21 protein-coding genes and 2 tRNA genes are annotated in these 23,153 nt (G+C 35.8%); 11 read left to right on the forward strand and 12 right to left on the reverse strand.

The features are described from left to right. From ACQQ6V_RS05205 to ACQQ6V_RS05220, 4 genes are read right to left on the reverse strand one after another with little or no spacing between them, the layout of a single operon-like run. Complete coding sequence (locus ACQQ6V_RS05205; RefSeq protein WP_448844494.1) at positions 1-1,101, reverse strand: sensor histidine kinase; 1,101 nt, start codon at positions 1,099-1,101, stop codon at positions 1-3. After that, the gene (locus tag ACQQ6V_RS05210) at positions 1,102-2,502 is read right to left on the reverse strand and encodes an efflux transporter outer membrane subunit (protein ID WP_448844495.1); all 1,401 of its coding nucleotides are present in this window, start codon (positions 2,500-2,502) and stop codon (positions 1,102-1,104) included. 6 nt (positions 2,503-2,508) lie between these two features. Further along, positions 2,509-5,634, reverse strand: a complete 3,126-nt coding sequence (locus tag ACQQ6V_RS05215) for an efflux RND transporter permease subunit (RefSeq protein WP_448844496.1) — start codon at positions 5,632-5,634, stop codon at positions 2,509-2,511. Between the two features lie 12 nt (positions 5,635-5,646). Next, positions 5,647-6,783, reverse strand: a complete 1,137-nt coding sequence (locus ACQQ6V_RS05220; RefSeq protein ID WP_448844497.1) for an efflux RND transporter periplasmic adaptor subunit — start codon at positions 6,781-6,783, stop codon at positions 5,647-5,649. Positions 6,784-6,999: 216 nt separating this feature from the next. Between ACQQ6V_RS05220 and ACQQ6V_RS05225 the strand changes: the two genes are divergently transcribed. From ACQQ6V_RS05225 to ACQQ6V_RS05235, 3 genes are all read left to right on the forward strand, one after another. Continuing rightward, positions 7,000-7,569 (forward strand): Crp/Fnr family transcriptional regulator, encoded by a 570-nt coding sequence (locus tag ACQQ6V_RS05225; RefSeq protein WP_448844498.1) that lies wholly within the window; start codon positions 7,000-7,002, stop codon positions 7,567-7,569. 169 nt (positions 7,570-7,738) lie between these two features. Then, the gene (gene hchA / locus ACQQ6V_RS05230) at positions 7,739-8,590 is read left to right on the forward strand and encodes a glyoxalase III HchA (RefSeq protein WP_448844499.1); all 852 of its coding nucleotides are present in this window, start codon (positions 7,739-7,741) and stop codon (positions 8,588-8,590) included. A gap of 360 nt (positions 8,591-8,950) precedes the next feature. After that, positions 8,951-9,024, forward strand: a tRNA-Asp gene (locus ACQQ6V_RS05235). 58 nt (positions 9,025-9,082) lie between these two features. On the opposite strand, the gene ACQQ6V_RS05240 is transcribed toward ACQQ6V_RS05235, so the two are convergent. Further along, entirely contained in the window at positions 9,083-9,697 is a 615-nt protein-coding gene (locus tag ACQQ6V_RS05240; protein ID WP_448844500.1) for a hypothetical protein, read from the reverse strand. Positions 9,698-9,873: 176 nt separating this feature from the next. On the opposite strand from ACQQ6V_RS05240, the gene ACQQ6V_RS05245 reads away from it, so the two are divergent. Next, positions 9,874-10,371, forward strand: coding sequence for an RNA polymerase sigma factor (locus ACQQ6V_RS05245; protein ID WP_448844501.1), 498 nt, complete (start codon positions 9,874-9,876; stop codon positions 10,369-10,371). 11 nt (positions 10,372-10,382) lie between these two features. Beyond that, positions 10,383-10,976, forward strand: coding sequence for a hypothetical protein (locus ACQQ6V_RS05250; protein ID WP_448844502.1), 594 nt, complete (start codon positions 10,383-10,385; stop codon positions 10,974-10,976). A 36-nt stretch (positions 10,977-11,012) separates the two neighbouring features. On the opposite strand, the gene ACQQ6V_RS05255 is transcribed toward ACQQ6V_RS05250, so the two are convergent. Continuing rightward, positions 11,013-11,714: an ABC transporter ATP-binding protein gene (locus ACQQ6V_RS05255; RefSeq protein ID WP_448844503.1), complete on the reverse strand. Its 702-nt coding sequence runs from the start codon at positions 11,712-11,714 to the stop codon at positions 11,013-11,015. 105 nt (positions 11,715-11,819) lie between these two features. Between ACQQ6V_RS05255 and ruvX the strand changes: the two genes are divergently transcribed. The 4 genes from ruvX (at position 11,820) to ACQQ6V_RS05275 (ending at position 14,192) form a co-directional block, all read left to right on the forward strand. Beyond that, complete coding sequence (gene ruvX / locus ACQQ6V_RS05260; protein ID WP_448844504.1) at positions 11,820-12,230, forward strand: Holliday junction resolvase RuvX; 411 nt, start codon at positions 11,820-11,822, stop codon at positions 12,228-12,230. Then, positions 12,227-12,799 carry a peptide deformylase gene (def, locus tag ACQQ6V_RS05265; RefSeq protein ID WP_448844505.1) on the forward strand — a complete coding sequence of 191 codons (573 nt, stop codon included), beginning with the start codon at positions 12,227-12,229 and terminating at the stop codon, positions 12,797-12,799. The genes ruvX and def overlap by 4 nt, the downstream gene beginning before the upstream one ends. Positions 12,800-12,844: 45 nt before the next feature. Continuing rightward, the gene (locus ACQQ6V_RS05270; RefSeq protein ID WP_448844506.1) at positions 12,845-13,402 is read left to right on the forward strand and encodes a DUF5606 family protein; all 558 of its coding nucleotides are present in this window, start codon (positions 12,845-12,847) and stop codon (positions 13,400-13,402) included. Between the two features lie 61 nt (positions 13,403-13,463). Next, positions 13,464-14,192 (forward strand): ABC transporter substrate-binding protein, encoded by a 729-nt coding sequence (locus tag ACQQ6V_RS05275; RefSeq protein WP_448844507.1) that lies wholly within the window; start codon positions 13,464-13,466, stop codon positions 14,190-14,192. Here the strand turns inward: ACQQ6V_RS05275 and ACQQ6V_RS05280 are convergent. Beyond that, positions 14,187-14,636: an XrtF-associated fRMsr-like GAF protein gene (locus ACQQ6V_RS05280; protein ID WP_448844508.1), complete on the reverse strand. Its 450-nt coding sequence runs from the start codon at positions 14,634-14,636 to the stop codon at positions 14,187-14,189. The two genes, ACQQ6V_RS05275 and ACQQ6V_RS05280, sit on opposite strands and share 6 nt — an antisense overlap. Positions 14,637-14,649: 13 nt before the next feature. Continuing rightward, positions 14,650-16,071: a TonB-dependent receptor gene (locus ACQQ6V_RS05285; RefSeq protein ID WP_448844509.1), complete on the reverse strand. Its 1,422-nt coding sequence runs from the start codon at positions 16,069-16,071 to the stop codon at positions 14,650-14,652. Positions 16,072-16,117: 46 nt separating this feature from the next. On the opposite strand from ACQQ6V_RS05285, the gene ACQQ6V_RS05290 reads away from it, so the two are divergent. Both ACQQ6V_RS05290 and ACQQ6V_RS05295 read left to right on the forward strand, forming a co-directional pair. Beyond that, positions 16,118-16,882, forward strand: coding sequence for an MBL fold metallo-hydrolase (locus ACQQ6V_RS05290; RefSeq protein WP_448844510.1), 765 nt, complete (start codon positions 16,118-16,120; stop codon positions 16,880-16,882). Between the two features lie 109 nt (positions 16,883-16,991). Next, positions 16,992-17,073, forward strand: a tRNA-Leu gene (locus ACQQ6V_RS05295). A gap of 277 nt (positions 17,074-17,350) precedes the next feature. Here ACQQ6V_RS05295 and ACQQ6V_RS05300 read toward each other — a convergent pair. The 4 genes from ACQQ6V_RS05300 to ACQQ6V_RS05315 are packed head-to-tail and all read right to left on the reverse strand — an operon-like array spanning position 17,351 to position 23,040. Further along, positions 17,351-18,748: an MFS transporter gene (locus ACQQ6V_RS05300; protein ID WP_448844511.1), complete on the reverse strand. Its 1,398-nt coding sequence runs from the start codon at positions 18,746-18,748 to the stop codon at positions 17,351-17,353. A gap of 3 nt (positions 18,749-18,751) precedes the next feature. Continuing rightward, complete coding sequence (locus ACQQ6V_RS05305; RefSeq protein ID WP_448844512.1) at positions 18,752-19,390, reverse strand: uridine kinase family protein; 639 nt, start codon at positions 19,388-19,390, stop codon at positions 18,752-18,754. A gap of 57 nt (positions 19,391-19,447) precedes the next feature. Further along, positions 19,448-20,569 (reverse strand): glycoside hydrolase 100 family protein, encoded by a 1,122-nt coding sequence (locus ACQQ6V_RS05310; RefSeq protein WP_448844513.1) that lies wholly within the window; start codon positions 20,567-20,569, stop codon positions 19,448-19,450. Between the two features lie 53 nt (positions 20,570-20,622). Continuing rightward, entirely contained in the window at positions 20,623-23,040 is a 2,418-nt protein-coding gene (locus ACQQ6V_RS05315) for a TonB-dependent receptor domain-containing protein (protein ID WP_448844514.1), read from the reverse strand. Positions 23,041-23,153: the final 113 nt, after the last annotated feature.

Raw genomic sequence — 23,153 nt, forward strand, 5'->3', positions numbered from 1 at the left:
TTATAGATTTAGCAATGGTAATTTTACTTCAAAAAAATCATCAGTAATTATAATTTCCGGCTGTGTCCCTTGCAATAATTGGTAACGTTCCTGGATATTTTTCAGCCCAATTCCGGTCGTTTTATAATCAATATTGATGCGTTGCAGATTATTTCTTACGGCAATATTCCCATCACCCAAGCTTTCGATAGCAAGGTGTAAAGGTTGCTTTATGGTAGAAATATTATGCTTGATTGCATTCTCCAAAAGCAATTGCAAAGTAACCGGCGGAATGCCTTTGGACTTATCTTTTTTGGTAACATTCACTGTCAAATAAATACTGTCACCATGCCGAATTTTGATAAGGTGAAAGTACATTTCCATAAACTTCAGCTCTTCTTCCAAAGCGACAACATCCTTTTTCCCAGTGGTCAAAATATAGCGGTAAACTCTAGATAAATTCGACAAAAATGCCTGCGCTGCTTCCTGATTGGTTTCTATCAATTGAGTGAGAATACTGAAATTATTAAACAAAAAATGCGGATCCAATTGCAACTTCAAAACTTCCAATTCCGACTGCAAAGCGCTCTCTTTAAGCTGATGGGACAATATTTCCAGTTGATTGCTTTCTATGACTTTGGCTTTCCACTGTTCAAAAAAGAAAAAGGAATTGTAAAAACTATTTACAAATGCCGCCACAACAAGGTTGACCACAAGATAATACCTTATCGAAAGCTCAATCTCCTTGCTATTGACAGTCGGTTCTGGCCAAATCCATTCATAGACAATGTTTTCCAGATACAACAACAGAAACATAGCAACCACCACCACGCCGGTAGTAATCAGAAACTGAACCAGAATATTGTTTTTGAAAACCACCTTTCTATTGACCCAACTGGATAATGACCGAATAATCCAGAAAAGTATCGCATACATCACAATGCCGCCCAAAATAGTCGCGCCAACCTCCGACCATTTTGCTTCGGTGTAAAAATCCCACCAGCTGCTAGCGGGATTCAGGAGATACTGAACCAGATTGGCCAGCGCCAGCGATACCGGCACACCACTCCACTGGAAAATTTGTTTCCAAAAGTGACTGGTGCTATTTGTATCTTTAATCATTTAATTTCCGCCTAACGATTTATATAAAGCAATGTAAGCATTTATTTCTTTCTGAATCGCCAGCGTATGCGCCAATTCTGCCTGAAAATAGCTTTGTTGCACGGTAATCACCTCCAGATAGTTGGCTTCGCCATATTTATAAAGCAGTTGTGCATCGGTAATCGCTTTGTTCATGGCAGATTTACGATTGTTCACTTCTACCATTTGTTCTTTAATTTGGTCAATATTACTCAGCGAAGTGCTTACCTCTTCCACCGCCGTCAGCACAGATTTTCTGAACTCATGCACCGCCGCTTCCCGCAGATGTTGCGCTTGCTCATAATTAGATTTAATTTGTCTTTTATTAAAAATTGGTTGTGTAAGTCCCGCAGCAGCCGTCCCAAAAAGAGATGCCGGAATAGCGAACCAGTTGGCAATGTTCGTGGCATTAGAACCACCTTGCGCCGTGATTTTAAGACTTGGATAAAAGTCAGCTTTGGCAATGCCAACTCTTGCATTAGCAGCCTGCAGACGCAGTTCCTGCTGTTTTACATCGGGCCGATTGGCTAGCAAATCAGAAGGAACACCAGTTTCTAAATCTTTTGAGAAGGCTTTGCTATTCATAAATCCAGAACGTTTTACAACATCGGGATAACTTCCTGCCAAAGTCTGCAACGCATTTTCTTGCGCTTTGATGCTTGCTTTAATATCAGGAATCAAAGCTCTGGTTTCTGCCAATTGCGCTTCCGATTGTTTGATCGCCAAAGCCGTAACGTCGCCCACAGAATATTGCGTTTTTAGCATTGCAAGCGTTTCGTTCATGCTTTTTTCTACATCTTTGGTGATTCGCAACTGCTCATCTAGATTGAGCAAATTATAATAAGCTTGCGCAGATTGGGCAATAAGTTGTACGCGCAAAGCACGGCGATTTTCTGCCTGACTCAAATAGCCCGACAAAGCCTCTTGACGCTGACTTTTCAGTTTTCCCCAAAAATCAATATCCCAAGAAACTGTGGGTGCAAAATTATATTCCTGAAACAACAATCCGCCACCAAAAGAGCCCAACATACTATTCTTAGAAAGACGCTGCACGCCAGCATTGACTTGTAAATTAATTTCAGGCAAATAATTAAGCTTAATGCTTTTCAGAGCCGCTTCCGAAGCCAGAATCTGTTCTGAAGCCACCATCAAATCTGGATTATTAGCCATGACTTGATCCAAAATTTTCAGTAGATTCTGGTCTGTAAAAAATTTGTTATAAGAAGGAATTTCAATTGCATTTTTATCCTTTTCAACAATGTTATTATTGAATGATGCTGGCATATTTAATTCTGGGCGCTCATAATCTTTCGCTACTTTGCAAGATTGCATCAACCCTGAAAACATCAGCACAGCAACGCTATATTTTATAAATATTTTCATCTTTTTTTAATTTTCAATGTTTGATATTTTATCTTGCAACGTTTGGAAAATCATGTATAAAACGGGGATAATGAGCACACCAAACAAAACGCCACTCAACATCCCGCCAGCCGCACTGATACTTATGGATTGATTTCCGATAGCCGTACCACCTTTGGCAAACATCAAAGGAACCAAGCCGGCAACGAAGGCAAAAGAGGTCATCAGGATAGGGCGAAGACGCATCCTGGCGCCGGCAATACCCGCATCAAAAACCGACAATCCGGCTTTGCGCTGCTGTACGGCAAATTCTACAATCAAAATGGCATTTTTTGCTAAAAGTCCTACCAACATAATCAAGGCAATTTGTACATAAATATTATTGTCTATGCCTGCAAAACCTGTGGCGAGAAAGACGCCAAGAATCCCCGTAGGCAAGGACAGCATTACTGCTAACGGCAAGAGATAACTCTCGTATTGTGCTGCCAGCAAAAAATAAACAAAGAGAATACTCAATCCGAAAATAAAAACCATCTGCGAGCCAGAGTTCCGCTCCTGCAAGCTCAGTCCGCCGTATTCGTAACTGTAACCTTTGGGTAATTCTTTTTTCAAAACCTCATCTATTGCGCTCATCACTTTCCCACTGCTCGCACCATTGCCCGCATTTACGTTGACGCTGATGCTATTGTAAAGATTGTAACGGCTGATGCCTTGCGGTCCAAAAACTTTTTTGAGCGTTACCAAAGTGGATATCGGAACCATCTGATTGAGATTATTACGAATCATAATATTGTTAAGAGAAGATTCATCCTTACGGAAATCTGCTTCCGAACGAACATTCACACGATAAAGTCTACCGAAACGGACAAAATCTGTGGTTTGTGAACCCGTAAGATACAGTTGCAAAGCATCCATAACTTCTTTGGGCGTCAATCCCAATTGTTGGGTTTTATCTTCATTCAAAATCACTTCATATTGTGGATAATCGCTTCGGAATGTGGTAAAAGCCATTCCAATTTCTGGTCGCTTGCTCAGCTCAGAAATCACTTTCTGACTCACAGCTTCGAAATCTGCAATATTGCCAGAAGTCCTGTCCTGCAAAACAAACTCAACACCGCCGGCGGTACCAAAACCTTCTACGGCAGGATTACGGAAAATCAAAAACTCACCTCGGATTTTGCCTTTCATGGCAGCTTCAATTTTGTGCATGACGTCATTAATATCAGAAACATCACCGCGGTCTTTCGGATTTTTTAAAGTAATAAAACCCATCGCAGAATTGGGCGCAGAACCAGAACTGAAAAGACTAAATCCAGAAACTGTACTAATACTTTTAACCTCAGGAAGACCTTTCACAATCTTGGTGGCTTCCTCCATTTCCTTTGTGATAAATTGCAAGTTGGCACCTGCCTGTAGATTGACCACGAAAGTCAAATTGTTATCATCTTCCTCTGGTACAAATCCCTTTGGCGCGGAATTCATCATAAAAAATGCACCGAACGAAATTAAAACCAAAGCACCAATAGCAATGAGTTTTCTTTTGCCCAAAAAGCTTACTGCACCAATATATTTATCCGTTAATCGTTCAAAACTTGTATTAAAAGCATCGGCAAATCTTTGGGTAAATTTTTTCTTTTCACCATGTTCATTATGGCTGTGATTCTTCAAAATCAAAGCACACAAAGCCGGACTTAACGTAAGTGCATTGACCGCAGAAATTAAAATCGCAATAGCCAAAGTGTAAGAAAACTGTTTGTAAAAAATCCCAGCCGGACCTTCCATAAAACCAACAGGAAGAAACACTGCCGACATGACCAATGTAATCGAAATAATAGCACCGCTAATCTCACTCATCGCCGAAACTGTCGCTGTCTTGGCACTTTCACCCGTTTCCTCCATCTTGGCATGGACAGCCTCTACCACGACAATGGCATCATCTACAACAATCCCAATAGCGAGAACCAAAGCAAACAAGGTCAATACATTGACAGAAAAACCTATCAGATAAATGAAAAAGAAAGTCCCAATAATAGAGACAGGAACTGCAATAGCCGGAATAATGGTCGAGCGGAAATCCTGGAGAAATACCAAAACAACTATAAAAACCAGGATAAAAGCTTCAATAAGCGTCGATTTCATTTGGGAAACAGAAGAATCCAAACGGTCTTTCATATTCTGAATCACTTCGAAATGAATACCATCCGGAACATTTTGCTGAAACTTTTCCATAGATTTTTTCACCTCCACAGCGATATCATTGGCATTAGAACCACTCGCCTGCAAGATCGCAAAAACCACAGAAGGTTTCGCATCCGTAAATGTGTCACTGGAATAATTGGATAAGCCAAATTCTATGCGGGCAACATCTCCCAGGCGCAATACAGAGCCATCTGTCTTGGACCGAAGAATGATTTTCTCAAATTCTTCAGGTTTATTCAGTTTACCTTTGTAGCGCAAAACATATTGCAGAGACGCATCGGTTTCCTCTCCAAGACTTCCTGGCGAAGCTTCAAAACTATATTGCTGGATGGCAGTTTCTACATCAGAAGGTACCAAACCGTAAGACGAAAGCTTGGTAGGATTGATCCAAACACGTACGGAATAATCTTTTGCCCCAAAAAGCGTCACATTTCCCACACCCGGAATTCTTTTCAACTCCGGAATAAGATTGATATTGGTATAATTCTGCAAGAATGCTTCGTCGTATTTTTCAGGTTTATCACTGTTGATATTAACAATCATCAGGTAACTGGTCTGCTGTTTGGTAGTCGTCAATCCCAAACGAATTACCTCAGAAGGAAGCTGCGCATTGGCCTGCGCCACACGATTCTGAACATTCACAGCAGCCTGATCCGGATCTACACCTTGTTTAAAAATAATCGTGATAGAAAAACTACCGTCATTGGCAGCACTAGAAGTCATGTACTGCATATTCTCAACACCGTTGATGGTCTGTTCTAGCGGCGTGATGACAGAACGGATAACACTTTCTGCATTGGCACCAGGATAGACACCCGATACAAAAACCGTAGGTGGTGCAATCTCCGGAAACTGCGTCATTGGGATTCGTAATAAACCTACAACGCCCAACAGCACTAATATTATTGAGATCACCGTTGCAAGAACGGGTCTTTTTATAATTTTATTTAACATGATTCAGAGCCTTTATTTAATTACTTTTGGAGTGATGGTAGCCTTCTCTGGTACGCTGGACAATTCGTTTGCTATGATTCTGTCGCCAGGTTTGAAACCCTCTTTTACAATATAAAAATCACCAGACTTGGTATAATTTTTAAGCGCCACACGTTCCATTTTATTTTTGGAATCTAGCAAGCCAACAAATAATTTATCCTGAACCTCGTAAGTTGCAAGCAGTGGAATTTTGTATACATTTTGCGCCGTACTTTTCAGTACAATTCTGCCCGTATTACCTGTTCTTAGCAATGCTTCGGGATTTTGAAATGAGGCACGAAGCGCAACGGAACCAGTTGTAGCATCAAACTGTCCATCCATCATGTCTATTTTCCCAATATGATTGTAAGGATTGCCGTCTGCCAACAATAAAGTAACATCCTGAAAACTTTTCAGTTTTTCTAATAAAGTAGCTCCAGAACGGGAAGCATTGATTTTTAAAATTTCACTTTCAGGGAGAGAAAAGTAAGCGTAGATCACGTTTACCTGTGACAAAGTAGTAAGTGCCTGCCCATCCGTAGGACCTACCAACGCGCCAAGACGATTTGGGATTTTACCAATATAACCCGAAATAGGTGCTTTTACAATAGCGAAACCAAGGTTGACATCTGCAGAAGCCACCAATGTCTGTTGTTGTTGTACGGAAGCTTTCGCACTTTCGTAATTGGTTTTTGCTTTTTGATATTGGAAATCTGCAACCACTTTATTGTCGCTTAGTACCTTATATTTATCCAACTCTAATTTGGTCGATGCCAATTGTGATTTTGCGATCGCCAAAGAAGCCAATGCAGTATTTTTTTGCTCACGATAGACGCTTGCATTGATTCTAAATAATGGCTGTCCTGCAGTTACAAAAGCACCTTCGTCTACAAATATTTTATCAATATAACCACTGATTTGCGGGCGAAGTTGTACATTATCTTTTCCTTGCAAGCTGGCAGGAAAAGATTGATCTATCACCGCTGTTGTAGGTTGCAAGCTTATGATTTCTGCTTCTACATTTTCGGATTGGCGGGTTTCACTTTCTGTATTTTTACAACTTTGGACAAAAAGCATGGCGAGGCAAACTAACTGTAACAGGTTGATTTTTTTAGAAGTTAAATATTTCATTGGAACTTTTATTTTGAGTATTAAGAAATCAAAGATAAAAAGTATAATCCTTTATCATTAAATCAAGATGATTAAAATGAAGAAAATCGAAACTGAAATGAAGAAACTGCATGTTGACCTTAAAAGTTTTTCATCAATCTTGTTTGGTATTACTTTTCTCTCGTTTTCAAAATGTTTATTTTTATGCCAATTTTTAGATATAAAAGGATTTTACGCATGAATGAAAAAGAGCTATTTAAAGAGCATGTAGCAGAATTTGTTGAAACAAATGATATTGACTATCAATTAATTTTATCTTATTTTTCTTTACAAAAATTTCGTAAAAGGCAATTTGTGATTCAAGAAAACCAAAATGTTGAGTACGTTTATTTCGTTAAAAAAGGATTACTAAAAAGCAGTTTTATAGATGATCTAGGCAAGGAACATATTTTACAATTTGCCAGCGAAAATTGGTGGATTTCTGATTTTGCAGCTTTCTACAAGCAAGAAAAGTCTACTCTTTCTGTAGAATGTATTGAAGATTCTGAGCTATTAGGTATTACATTTGAGAATTTAGATAAATTATGTAACGAAATTCCAAAAATGGAGCGTTTTTTTCGTTTAAAATCTAATTACGGTTATGTCGCATTACAAAAACGTATATTATCTCTTTTGTCTGATTCTGCCAAAATACGATATGAGAGCTTTTGTACCATGTACCCCAATATCATCCAACGCATTCCAAAACAGCTCATTGCAAATTATCTTGGACTTAGTAGAGAGACATTAAGCCGATTACAACAGTGATCTAAGTCACTATTTTTTTGTGATATATATCCTTGTCATACCACTGGTCTTCAGATTAACTTTGTCTTCGTTAAAGATGAATAAAAATAATAGATTACAAAGATTCTTTTTATTAAATTAGATGGGAAATCCGTAATCTTTTTAAATTAATTTTAAAATAAATGATACAATGACAAAAGAATTAAGCAATCAGCCAGTTTTTGATGGTATAGGATACGAACCTTCACCATTTTCTCTATCTCAATTTGTAGCACCTAAAACAGATTATGATTTTACGGTTTACAATAACGCAAATACTAATAAGAATAAAAAAATAATGGTTGTATGTACTGAAGAACAGTATATGACTATGCAAAATGGTAAAAAATTCTCTACCGGAAATCACCCTGTAGAAACTTTGGTACCAATGTTACATCTTGAAGCAGCAGGATTCGAAGCCGATATTTTCACACCAACAGGAGCACCAGCAATCATAGAAATGTGGGGAATGCCAAGCGAAGATGAAGCTGTAAAAGGTATTTTTAATAAATATAAATCTCAGTTCGAGCAACCTAAAAGCCTAAAAGAAATCGCTGATAATAATCTAGAATCAGAAACCGAATATGTTGCTGTGTTTTTACCTGGAGGTCATGGTGCTATGTTAGGATTACCAGAAAATGAGGACTTGAAAAAAGTAATCAATTGGTCTCTACAACAAGATATTTTTATGTTGGCTATTTGCCACGGTCCCGCAGCTCTTCTATCTGCAGCTCACAACGAAGCACCAGAAAACTTCCCGTACAAAGGTTATCAGATTAAATCTTTTCCCGATGCAATAGATACACAGACGCCTGCAATTGGCTATATACCAGGAGAAATGCCTTGGTTTTATGGCGAAAAGCTACAGGCTTTAGGCGTAGAAATCTTAAATAATGACATTACTGGAGCTTGTTACACTGACAGAAAGTTAGTAACTGGCGATAGTCCTTTAGCAGCCAATAATTTTGGTAAAATGAGTGCAGAGGCATTATTGAATAATTAAAATAGTTAATAATTAATAGTTGATATTAAATATAAAAAGTAACTCGATCGTGAGTTACTTTTTATGTTAATTTACTTTTACAATATCGCCGAGATATATTTTATTAATATCTTTTTATAAAAACTATCTCATAATTAGACAATTCTTTTTACTTATGACTACATTATTATAGATTAACACAAGTAATATCAATACTAATAATGAAGAAAGGAGAATTTTACCCTATGATTATCTGCTAGTTATAATTATTTAAATAAAAAACAGTGCAGTTTATTTGTAAATTATGAAATATTGACTACTTTTGCACCAGTTAAAAACAACGATTATCCAACAAGATAATATAATTTGTTAAACTAAAAAGATCCGGTAGTTCAGCTGGTTAGAATGCCGCCCTGTCACGGCGGAGGTCGCGGGTTCGAGTCCCGTCCGGATCGCATAAAGCTTCATTATTTATTAATGAAGCTTTTATTTTTTTATAACTTTTTGTTTTTGTTATAAACCAGATGTTTTAATAGCATCCATTGCTGGCTTTAGCTCATCTAGCGAGTAGCCATGACCTTCTATCTTAATAGAATAACGCTTATTAACAATATATTGCACAGAACTATCTAACTCTGAGTTTTCATACTGATGTTGCGATACCATTGCTTTCTGATTATTAAACTGTGTTATTTTTTCAAAACCCTCAGAAGTTGTTTTCTCAGATTCTGCTTGCAAGCCCATCAATAACAAAGAGACTACTGCACTGCCTGTTTCTCCAGCACCATCCATAATTGTAATGCTTATATTTTTACCAGCACGATCACCGTATGTTGCCGTTGCAGAAGACAATCCCATCATCGTAGTATCACCAACTGATATCTCTGTTCTTGCCAAACCCAAAATGGTTTCTGGAACGGCAGATTTTAAAATATCATTAGATAATGGGGTTAATTTTTTCAGTTCTTCGGTTTTTTTTTGAATTTCATCCATAGAGCTAGAAAGATTATTCAACGTTTTAGCACTGCTTAGAACATCGCCTAGACTGGCAGAATCAGAGGCTTTGTCTTCCGTTTTGTTGCAAGCTATTATAGATATAAAACTTAAAGCCAATACTAATTTTTTCATAATATTAAAATTTCCATGGTTAAACCAAACAAATATAACGTATTGATAATTAAAACAATAATCTTATAACATTAAATTTTCTACACACAGATAAAAGCCTTTACTTACTAATAAAAATGGTAATTATGTAACAAATTAGACTTATTAAGACTAACATTAATGAGAATAAAACAAGAATGAGCGCTCTAGAAAAAGAGTTTATAGAAAGAATAGAAAAGCATAAGGGCATAATTTTCAAGATTTCTAAAATGTATATGGATAATAAGCACGATCAAGACGATCTGTTTCAAGAAATTACATTTCAGGTTTGGAAAGCATACAATAGCTTCAAAGGGCAAAGCGAATTTTCGACTTGGCTATACCGCGTGGCTCTTAATACAGCAATTGTTTTTTTGAAATCAGAGAAAAAAAGAAGTTTTATCAGCAATGATGATCTCACAGGCTACAGCATTTCTCAAGAAGATTATGATTTAGAAAAAGAAGAAAAACTCAACAAAATGTACGCTGCCATTCAACTTTTAAATCCAATTGACAAAGCCTTTATATTTTACTACTTAGAAAATTTCTCTGGTAAAGAAATTGCCGATCAAATGGGAATCTCCGAGGGCAACGTCCGCGTCAAAATGAATCGTGCGAAAACTAAGTTAAAAGATATTTTAGCACAAAATCCTTAAAAACTAACTATATGAATATTGATGATCTAAAAAATATATGGAGCGAAGACAACGCAGAAAACACGCCTAAAATAAATACAGAACAACGTAAAAAGCTTAACCTTCCCTTAGAAAAAATAAGAGCCAATATGCGCATGGAATTCTGGACCACTGCCGTATGTCTAATTTTTGTTCTTATTGCAATTAGCTTTTTCGAGCAACTATCTTTCAGATACAAGTTGTATTTAGAAATATTAGTCATTTCTATGAGTATAATCACGATATTTTTTTATTCTAAATTTTTCAAGTTATATAAAGAAATCGGCAATCTAGAACTAGAAACGTATGAATCATTAAAAGACCTCATCCATCAATTTGACCTTAACAAACAATATTATCTTTCTTTCTATATAAGTTTTATACCATTTTTAGTATGCGAGGCAATTATCATTTTAGAATGCCTTCCTTACACCCATGAATTTAACAATACAAAGTTGGCTTTGATATTTATTAGTTCTGTATTTGCAGGACTATTCATGTTATATTTATTGGGGAAATTCTGGTTCAATTATCTCTATGGCAAATACATAAAAAAAATCGAAATACTTATCAATGAGTTAAAATAAAGAAAGTCAGGGTAATTCCTGACTTTATTGTTATAATTAATAAGTTTCCGTATACATCTGGAAAGCTTCTTCTAGACTTGTATACTTACCTTTAAACTCTGATATCGGAGAATCTTGGATAATATTACCTTTATGTATTAATATCACACGAGAGCAAAGCGCCTCTACTTCTTGCATAATATGTGTAGAAAGAATAACGGTCTTTTCTAGCCCAATTTCCTTAATAACATTTCGGATTTCTACAATTTGGTTAGGATCCAGTCCGTTAGTAGGCTCATCCAATATCAATAGATCTGGCTCGTGCAAAATAGCCTGAGCAAGCCCTATACGCTGCTTGTAGCCTTTGGATAACTGGTGGATTTTTTTATTTTTTTCGGGCGTTATACCAACCAAATCAATAACCTCATCTACTCTATCTTTTTTTATATTGTGAAGATTAGCAACAAATTGTAGATACTCTCTCACAAACATCTCATGGTACAACGGGTTATTTTCTGGTAGAAAGCCAATTCTTTTTTTAGATTCTACTTCATGCTGGCTAATATCTTTATCATTAAGTATAATCTGTCCAGACTCTACTCTCAATGCACCAACAATAGATTTCATCAAGGTAGATTTACCTGCGCCATTAGGACCAAGAAGACCAATAATTTCATTTTTATTGATTGAAATATTAACGTTGTTCAATGCGATTTGTTCTCCAAATTTTTTGGTCAAATTAATGATTTCTAAAGCCATTTTCTTTCTGTTATCTGTCACAAAAATAAGAAATATTAGGCGGAAAACGATTTCTATTAAAACTAAATTTTCTAAGCCTGAAAATTTTTGTATTTTTGCAATCCTATGGGACAAATCCTTGCAATAGATTACGGTAAAGTCCGCTGTGGACTAGCTGCTACAGACGATATGCAAATTATCGCCAGTGCGCTTACCACCGTGGAAACCAAAAATATATTTGATTTCTTAATTCAATACACCAAAGAAAACAATGTAGAAGCTGTTGTAATAGGACTTCCCACGGATCTAAAAGGTCAACTTTCTGAGATAGAAAAAGATATTTTAATCTTCATAAAAGAATTTGAATTGAAATTTCCTAACGTTAAAGTTAACCGATTAGACGAACGTTTTACCTCCAAGATGGCTTCTTTTTTTATAAGCCAAAGTGGTAAAAGTAAGAAACAGAGACAAGAAAAAGGTCTTATAGACCGTGTAAGTGCAACGATAATTTTGCAAAATTTTTTAGATCAAAAATGATTTTACCAATACGCGCCTTTGGCGACCCAGTTTTAAGAAAAGTAGCTCACGATATCGACAAAGATTATCCTGAGTTAGATGCATTGATAGAAAACATGTTCGAGACTATGGACAGCGCCAATGGTATTGGGCTTGCTGCGCCACAGATTGGATTAGACATTAGACTTTTTGTGATAGATGTTACACCTTTAGCAACTGATGAAGATTATGAAGAGATCTCAGAAGAGCTTGCAACATTTAAAAAAGTATTTATCAATGCCAAGATTTTAGAAAGAAGTGGCGAGGTTTGGAAATTTAACGAAGGTTGCCTTTCTATCCCAGAAGTAAGAGAAGATGTAAAAAGAGAAGAAACAATTCTTATAGAGTATTACGATGAAAACTTCGTAAAACATACCGACACATTTTCTGACATAAGATCTCGTGTTATTCAGCACGAATACGATCATATAGAAGGCATATTGTTTACCGATCACCTTAGTCCTCTTAAGAAAAAATTGGTCAAAGGTAAATTGCAAAAAATAACGCATGGCGATGTTGGCGTAAGCTACAAAATGCGTTTCCCAAAATAAAATCAATCTCAAAAAAATAATAAATAACGACAAAATATAAAGAAAATGCAGTTAGAAAAAATAATTTCAATATCAGGTAAACCAGGACTTTTCAAACTTGTTTCTCAATTAAGAAACGGTTTTATTGTAGAAGATATTACCACAAAAAAGAAAGCGAGCATCTCCAACTCTAGCCAAGTAAGCTTATTGGACAATATCGCAATGTTTACTTTCGATAAAGAAGTTCCGTTATTCGACGTATTCGAAACTATTGCTAAGAAATACGAATACAAACCAACTATTTCTCACAAATCATCTTCTGATGAGCTTAAGGATTTTATGTCAGAATCTCTTCCTAACTACGATGTAGAAAGAGTATACGAGTCTGATATCAAAAAACTAGCACAATGGTATAACCTATTGCAAAAAGCAGGTTACATTACACCAGATAGCTTTGTAAAAGTAGAAGAAGTTGCTGAAGAAGCTCCTGCTACAGAAGAAGTTGTTGCTGAAAAACCAGCAAAGAAAACAACTAAAAAAGTTGCTGAAAAAACTGAGGAATCTACAGAAGAAAAACCTGCTAAGAAACCTGCGGCTAAGAAAGCTGCTAAAAAAGAAGATTAATCTTTTTAGTTTTAAAATATTGAAACTCCATCAAAATGTTTATTTTTGATGGAGTTTTTTTATGAGAATAATATCATTAGTTCCTTCGTTAACAGAAATATTGTTTGATTTTGGTCTTACAACAAGTGAAGTTGTGGGAAGAACCAAGTTCTGTATTCACCCAGAACATCTTGTGAAAAATGTTGAAATTATTGGCGGAACAAAAAACCTTAATCTTGAGAAAATAAAGTCGCTAAAACCAGATCTCATCCTCGCTAACAAAGAAGAAAACATCAAAGAGCAAGTCAAAGAGCTAATGAAAAGCTTCAAGACTGTAATTACTCACGTAGAAACTCTAGAAGACAATTATTACTTGCTAAAAAGCCTCGGTAATATATTAGGAAAGCAAAATATTGCGCAGCAATTCAACTTAAAAATTCAGGATATTTTTAATTTTGAAAAACCGAAAACCAAATTAAAAGTCGCTTATCTCATTTGGAAAAATCCTTATATGACCATTGGTAGAGACACTTTTATTCATCATATTTTAGAAGAAATTGGTTTTGAAAATATATTTAAATCTCAGAAACGTTATCCTATTTTAGAATTAGAAGAACTTACAGAAGCCGATGTTATCTTTCTATCATCGGAGCCATTTCCCTTCAAAGAAAAACACATCTCCGAAATTAGAAATGTGTTTCCTGATAAATTAATCAAAATTGTTGATGGCGAAGCTTTTTCTTGGTACGGAACGAGGATTGCAAAAACCAACTCTTACTACCAAGATCTTATCAAAAGCCTTAACCTATAGTTTCTTTGCTACTTCTGCACAGAGCCACTCTAGCAATTCTTCGTCTTCTTTGGTGAAAGGATCTAGCTGATGACTGTCGATGTCAATCTGCCCAATATTTTGACCATCTTTGAAAATCGGAACAACAATTTCTGCCTTGGTAGTGATAGAACATGATAAATAATTATCCTGCTCATGCACATCTGGCACTACAAAAGTCTCTCCCGACACTGCAACTTGACCGCAAATACCTTTCCCAAAAGGGATAACTGTATGATCGGTCTCAGCACCAACATAAGGTCCTAATATTAATTCTTCTTTGTCTCCATTTCTGAAATAAAATCCCGTCCAGTTATAGTAATCTATTTCTGCGTCTAGGAGTTGACAAACTTTCAGTAATTTATGATTGATTTCTGCTTCTGGAGCTTCTAGAATAACAGAAAGTCTTTTCTTAAGTTCTTTCATTTTATTAAATTTATTAAAATGTTAATTCTTTATAACCAAACATACCTCTTTCTTTAATCATTGTTGCAACACCTTCTGGCAACTGCTCTTCCCAACCATCTTCGTGGCACATTATTTTTTTCAGAACCTCTCTGGAGTATATTTCTAAAAAGATAGGATTGTAATTGGTGATATCTACAATTCTTTTATTTAGTTTAAAATATTTATAAAGCTCTTTAAGGTTTTCTTGTACTTTCAAGTTTTCTGCGGTTAACAATTCTCCTGTTTCTGCATCTTTGTAAGGATAAAGATAGACACGCATATCTTGTTTGAAAAACTTACCAAATGCTTCTAAAATACCGCCTGGCAAATTCTTATAATATTCTTCATCAAAAACATCAAGCATATTATTAACTCCCATTGCTACACCAATATGTTGATTGGTATACATTGAGAAATAATCTACCATTCTATAATATTCAGAATAATTAGAAATCATAATTGTATAGCCTAATTTTGCTAAAACATCTACTCTATCTAAGAAGTCTCTCTCATCAATATCTCCAGCAGCTCTAAGATTGGCTATGGTAATCTCAAACAAAACTTGCGTCTCGCCAGAAGTACAACCTACATTTTTCAAAAACATATCTAAGCCATTCTCAAACATGTCAATATTAACCTTAGTAACAGGTCTGAAACTACCTCTTACCGCAAAAATATTTTTCTTATAGAGAATGTCAGCAGGCAACATATTATTTCCTTCAGAATTAAAGATAACAGCATCAGTCATCCCCAATTTTACCAACTGAAGACTCATCAACCTATTATCCACATACTCGAAACAAGGCCCGCTAAAATCAATCATATCAATCTCCAACTTATCCGTAGAAAGATCATCATACAATGACTCTATTAATCTTCTAGGATTATCTGCATAATGATAAGCGCCATAAATCAAATTAACGCCAAGACTACCTAAAGTTTCTTGCTGAGATGTTGCATCATTCTCTTTGAATTGAACATGAATAATAATCTCATTATAACCTTCGTTCTCTTCTTTTTGAAATCTAATACCAACCCAACCATGACCTTTTGCGGTTTTATCAAAATTAACAGTTGTTACAGTATTGGCATAAGAAAAAAACTTTTTGCCTGGATTATTTTCTCTTGGCAATCGTTCTTCTATAAGTGTTACCTCATATCTAAGCATCTTACGCAGACGATTCTGAGTAACATATCTATTTTTAATTTCTTTCCCATAAATAGCATCCGAGAAATCTTTATCATAAGCAGACATTGCTTTTGCAATAGTTTGCGAAGCACCACCAGCTCTAAAGAAATATCTTACAGTTTCCTGTCCTGCGCCAATTTCGGCAAATGTTCCGTAGATAGAAGAGTCCAGATTAACGACTAAGGCTTTCTGTTTGGGTGTTAATTTTTGGTAAATAACAGACATCTAGATTTTTTTGTAAATTTACCAAAATTAATACCAATACCAAAGCATGCGGCTTAAATTTTTGGGCACTGGAACTTCACAAGGTATTCCTGTAATAGGGAGCCATCATCCAGTATGTTTATCTGACAATCCTAAGGACAAAAGACTGAGATCATCAGCGCTTATCACCTTAGATAATAACAAAAAAATACTAATTGACTGTGGTCCAGACTTTCGACAGCAGATGCTTCAGAATAAGGAAGAACAGATTGACGCCGTTCTTATCACGCATGAACATAATGATCATGTTATCGGATTAGATGACTTACGGCCTTTGATTTTCAAAAACCAAATAGAAATGCCTTTGTATTGCTTAGAACGTGTAGGAAAAGAAATAAAAAATCGCTTTCCTTATGCTTTCACAGAAGAAAAATATCCAGGCTCACCGTCTTTCGAACTCAATATTATTGACCAAAACTTCTCATTATACGACACGACAATTACACCAATTAATGTCATGCATGCTGCATTGCCTATTATCGGGTTTAGATTAAAAAACCTTGCATATATTACAGATGCTAGCTTCATCTCAGACAGTGAAAAGGAAAAATTAAAAAACCTAGACACCTTAATCATCAATTGTCTAAGAGAAGAGCAACGACATCACTCTCACTTCATTCTACCAGAAATATTAGAGTTAGTAGAAGAATTAAAACCTAATATGACTTATCTAACTCATATTTCACACCAATTAGGATTTCATGATGCTATAGAAAAAGCACTTCCAGACCATATTAAGCCTGCTTATGATGGTTTAGAAATTATTTTCTAAAACTTTTAAAATTGATTTTCAATACGATAAGGATTTACGAGCAAAAATATCTTAAAAACCTTTCCCTAAAAGATAATAATCTGTATATTTGCAGCACCAATTAATCAATGCCCAGTTGGCGGAATTGGTAGACGCGCTAGACTCAAACTCTAGTATCGCAAGATGTGCCGGTTCGATTCCGGCACTGGGTACAAGACCGGAAAGAGGTGATAATTCACTTTCTCTCCGGTTTTTTTATATCCATTTTACAGTAAACGTAGTAAACGACTAAATTTCACAAAAAAGGCGAAGAAATTTTCCACGCCTTAGTTTCTAATATTGACTTCAAAAATTTTATTCAGAAATTAAGCAATGATGAATAATCAGGATTTCTTAAGATTTAAAAAAAATTAAATGAATTTCATTCATATATTTAAGCCGATTACAAAGGTGATGATATCAGAATGATTGTAAAGGCTTTTGGATAAATTAATAAGCAGTTTTTTTCACTTTAATTAATGTTACCGAAAAAGATGCCAACAAAAATAAAACTCCTGCCATTACAATGGCATTTGAAGGGTTACTGCCTAAGAAATATTTGTATATAAATCCAAAAGATACTGTCTGAATCAGCATAGGAATAACAATCATCATATTGATAACACCCATATAAACGCCTCTTTTATTAGAAGGTATAGACGGAGAAACCATAGAATACGGTAATCCCATCATCGATGCCCAACCTATCCCAAAGAAAACCATTGGTAGTAATATCAAATATTCATTATGGATGAACGGTAAAGTCAACAATGATATCCCTGTTGCGAGCAGACAAAAAATGTAAACGTTTTTTGAAGAATATTTCAGTGCAAATGGAATCAGTAACAACGCCGAAATCATTGTAATAAAATTATAAAACCCATTCATCAAACCTGTTTGTCCAACGGCTATTTCTACCAGACGTAATATATTTTTTGCCCATTCTATGTCAATCGAATTTCCTAAACCAGTCTTTGAAAGTTCAAGAATGTGTTTGGCTTTTACCTCGTCATTTTCAGAAACGTTATATAAGGTTTGCTTAATCATTGGCGTTACAAACTGCCAATAACAGAAAAGTGCATACCACTGAAATAAGTAGACGAGCGCCAATTGCCAAAGTATTTTCGGCATTTTTACGATGGCTGTAAAAATATCGACAAATGGTGTAAATACCGTATCATTTTCTTTGTCCGCTTTTAACTGTACCAATTCTTCTTCGGTTGGCGGGATTTCAGGCGTTTTGTAAACAGACCAAACCACCGAAGCGATAGAACAGAAAGAGCCTAAGAAAAATGAATAATAGACCCAAGCCGGAATTCCGCCAGGCTCAGAACTTCCTCCAAAATATTTCTGAAAAACAAATAAAGAGAGATTAGCTAACGTAATCCCGCCACCAACAAACAGACTCTGCATCTGAAAGCCGTAGGTCTGTTGTTCTTCTGGAAGTTTATCCCCAATAAAAGCTCTATAAGGCTCCATTGCTGTATTATTAGCAGCATCTAAAATCCAGAGAAGTCCAACCGCCATCCAAATGGAAGAACTGAAAGGAAAAATAAATAAAGCTAAACTACAAAATATAGCACCAAGCAAAAAGAATGGTTTCCGTCTCCCCCATTTTACGCTCCAGGTTTTATCACTTATCGCTCCTATCAACGGTTGAATCAACAATCCAGTAACCGGACCTGCCAAATTGAGAATAGGAAGTTGGTCTGCGTGAGCGCCCAAAAAGGAATACAATGGATTTACCGCAGTCTGCTGAAGCCCAAAACTGTACTGAATCCCGAAAAAGCCGACATTCATGTTCCAAATCTGCCAAAAACTGAGCTTAGGAATTATTTTTTTATTCATGATTTATGGCTTTACAATTTCGTAATTTTTCCCGAGGACAATGTTTGCTTTTTCTTTGAAATGACGGATGATATTATGTTCAAGATTCAAGACTTTTTCAATAAAATCACTCTGCTCATCACGGTTTCTTTCCATTCGTTTTTCATAGGTATCTTGATAATTCCGATTGATAAAAATACTGAAATCAAAATCATCGATGCTCAAAATATAAGTCCCTTCTATAATGATAACCTGAACGTCTTCTAAATCCATAATTTCTTCAGAAATAGAATTATTTTGATAATGAACGAGAGGTTTTGCTAAAGTAGATTTTCCTTCTTTGAAATCCTTAATGTTATTTTGAATTAAATCTAAATGAACTTCGTGCATGCCGACATTATCAAAACTTTTCTGGCGATTCTCGTGGTTGGTTTTTGGAGGAAGCTTGAAGTAATCATCCATTTGAATGACTACACTTTTAATCCCTTGTTCTTCCAAAACTTTTTTTAAAGCAAATGCTGTAACCGATTTACCACTGCCACTTTCTCCACAGATTCCTACCGTCCATTTTTCGTCGTTATTATATTTTTCTTTAATAATCTTATAAATATTCTTTGCAGTATCCAAATGTTTCTGCTCCAAATTAATTACATCTCCAATCATCTTTTAATCTGTTTTAAAAATAAATAGTTATTGTTTACCGTTGATTATTCGCTCAAGTTAAATCTTCATCAAAAGATATCCTGAAGCCGAAAAACACAACTGATTAGTTCCTGAAGGAATCAATTGATCCGTCGAATAATATTCTTTGAAACTTGAACCTTTTTCGCTCAGAAGTTTTTCGTATTGACTCACGATTTTTTCAGGAATCTCATTGTAACTTCTTTTCTTTAATCCTAAGCAAAGCCAACCAAGGTAAATTGGCCATGAGCCGCCGTTATGAAATTGATAGGGTTCGTTTTTAAAATCATAACTGTAATTGTTTTCCAACAAGTTCCAATCGGCATCTTTTGGAAATATAATTGGATAAAAAACAGGAAGCATCCAATGTTGAAACTCTTGATTTAAGCCTTGTAAAAATTGAGTAAAACCATCCAAATCTATATCAAATCCTAAAAGAATTGCCAATGCATTTCCTGCAAGATCGAAACGTTCATCGTAACCATTCGCATTCAATGATGCCCAGAAATAAGGTTTTTCGTTGGCTTTTTCATAGGCAGTTGGATGATATCTGGATTCATCAGAATTATTTTTTCTGAAATTATTTTCTATCAGTTTTTTTGTCGTTTCTGCGAGAGATTTCAGGTTTTCATCTTGATAAACTTCTGCCGCATTTTTCAAAGCCCAATATCGAAGAACATTATCGTACAACACATAACCCGAGGTCACATATTCATCTGCCCAATTCCCTCCCAATGGACTATACAGCAAGCCTCTTTGATTAAATTCCCAAGTTTTCAGACAAGAGAAAGCTTTGTATATTTTATCTTTTAAGGTTTCTTTCAAGACTTCATCTTTAGAATATGATATATATTCACAAGCTCCAATAATCCACCAAATCGTTGCATCCGTTCTGCCGACAAGTGTTCCGTAACTTGCTTTATCTCCATAAACATTGGAAGGAATCTGTCCGTTTTCTGCCTGATGATCTGCAAGAGTTTTTATTGAGTTTTCTAACCCATCAACGATCATTTGATTTTTAATCAAAATCCCTGTAATTCCTGTCATCATAGAATCTCTTGACCACACTCTTGCGTAATTGTCTTTCTTTTCAGAAGATGCAAGGATTCCCTGGCCTGAGATTGCTTGTTCTATAACATGTAAGGCTTCTTGTCTAAACATTTACTATTTTTTATGAAATGATAATAATTTTTAATAAAGCTTTTATAATTAATTTAGAAATCAAACTTTACACTCGCTCCAAAAGTTCTTCCCGGTAATGTTCTCGCTCTGATGATTCCGTTGGTCCCTTGTAAACTTCCCTCTTCTGCTTCTGTAATCGCCAAAGCATTGAATATATTATTAGCATTGACATTCAGCGTTAGATTCTTCACTAATCTGTAAGAAATATAAGGGTTTACAATGATATAACCCGGCATAATCAGTTTATTACTATCCTGAGTGAACGCTTTTGTAGAACCAACTGCAAAGAAACCAAAGCTTAATTTTTCAATATTTACATTCGGGTTGAAAGAATACATAAATTTCGGAGTTCTTCTCGGCATATTTCCAATAATCGTCTTATCAATCGCATTTTTGATTTCAGCGTGCGTGTAAGTCAGACCTGCTTTGATGTCGAAGTTTTTATTGATTTTGTAAAACCCGTCGAATTCTACTCCAAATGATTCGTATTTATTTTCTGTTCTAAGTTGGGTAGTTGCTTCGTAATTCGCTTCAATCGTTCTTGCTTGGAACAAAGTAGTATTCAGAAAATAGTTTGAACCTCTTAATTTGTAACCTACTTCAATTTGGTTCAGTTTATTCACTTTTACTGCGTCTAAAGCTGGATCATCATTATTGGTGTAATTGTAACCTGCGAATAGAATTCTGTCTGCTGAAGCACTTCCACCCTGACTTACCCTTGCGAAAAACGCATTACGGGAATCCAAAGCATAATTGGCTCCAAATGAATATCCGAAAATACCATATTGATAATCTACAGGAACGGTACCGTTTACGACTTCTACAGCCAATTCTGGTGTCTCTAAAGTTCCGTTTTGATTAATGTCTATTGCGCGTCTAGTATTCTGCGTCCCAGAGAAACTTCCTGTAACATTTCCGAAATCATATCTTGCACCAAAATCCAACGTTAATTTTTCCATCGGATTGATTTCCACCTGAGCGTGTGGCGCAATCACCGAGTATTTGGTATCGTAGATTCTATTAACGCCGCCAAAAGCCGGAACGCCGTAATTAAGAAGTCCATTATCTGTAATTTTAGTTCCTGTAGGACTTACAATATCCACTAATCGAGCATTTTTATCAGAAACTTCCATCAGGTAAGTATTCCAGTTCCAAGAAAGGTTGATGTTTTGCGAGCTGTTGTAAACGCCGGTATTCAACTTTATTTTATTCCATTTTTTACTGATATTGACATCGCTGAAGAAATTGTTCAGATTATTCATTTTGGTATTGAATAAAACTATTTTCATATATTTGGCATTGCTGTCAACTGCTGTATTAGTTCCTGCATAGACTGCGCTTCCGTAGCCTGTAACAGATTCCAAAATTTCTGATTTACTTCCTACAGATGCCGGAAACGGTGCTAAAAACTGACCGTCGTTTGCAGAATATCTTGCTTTAGCGTCAACTTTCCAACCTGAGCCTAAATCATAATTAAATTCAAACCCGACTGTTTTTGAGACTGAATGCATTCCGTCACGAATATCACTTTTCAAAATTTGTCCGTTTGCGCCAAGCGTAACATCATTTCTGAAGTTGGATGATTGTAAAGCGCCCGTTAATATATTGTAATTATTGAGAGAGCTATAATCCGGATTTGAATCTGATCCTGAAACGGCAATCGGCATTGGCATATAAGCTGCAGTACGGTCATCAAGGTATTTACCATACACTCTGATGCTTCCTTTTTCAAATTTCTTTAATAAAGATAATCGGAATTGACCACCATTATTAGAAGTGTAACCCGTTTTTCTAGGACCGTCTCCACCTCTGTAGAAACCACCAACTCCAATATAAAAATCATTACCAAGCGGTCTTCCGTAGTCTATATCTGTTCTGAAATTTTTATAGTTCAAACCTATTTGTTGCGTGATGCTTCCGCCTTCTTTTTCGCCTGTTTTTGTAATAAAATTAATGATCCCCGCAGGTGAATTGGATGCAAATACAGATGCAGAACCTCCTCTTAGAGCCTCAACTCTGGAAACAAAAGAATCAAATCTTGTAAACTGATCCTGAGTTCCGAAAGCAATATCACCAAATTGCATCACCGGAAGACCATCTTCCTGAATCAATAAATATCTTGAGCCACCCGCAGAAACAGGAACTCCTCTCACTGTAATATTTGAGTTCCCTTCTCCCCCCGAAGATTCGGCACGGATACCAGGAATCGTTCTGAAAATTTCGGCGGTAGTTCTTGGTGCAGCATTAATAATATCTGCTTGCTTTAAAGTAGAAATTGAAGTACTTGTTTTTATCGAAGCTTTAGGATTTGAGTTCCCGGTAATCACCACTTCGTCAATCGTATTACTTATTGGAGATATTGTATCAGTTTCAGCAGACTGTGAAAACATGAATGCGGCCATATTCATCGTCCCGAAAATCAGTACTTTTTTTATTATCTGTGATTCCATAATTCTGTTGAGTTTTTTGTTATGTCTCAAAAGTATTTTTTTTAGCATATCAAAAAATAGATTTAAACGTATTATTAACATTTAAAAAACATCAATCGTTTGCGCAACCGTTT

This window comes from Chryseobacterium electrogenes (assembly GCF_053553015.1).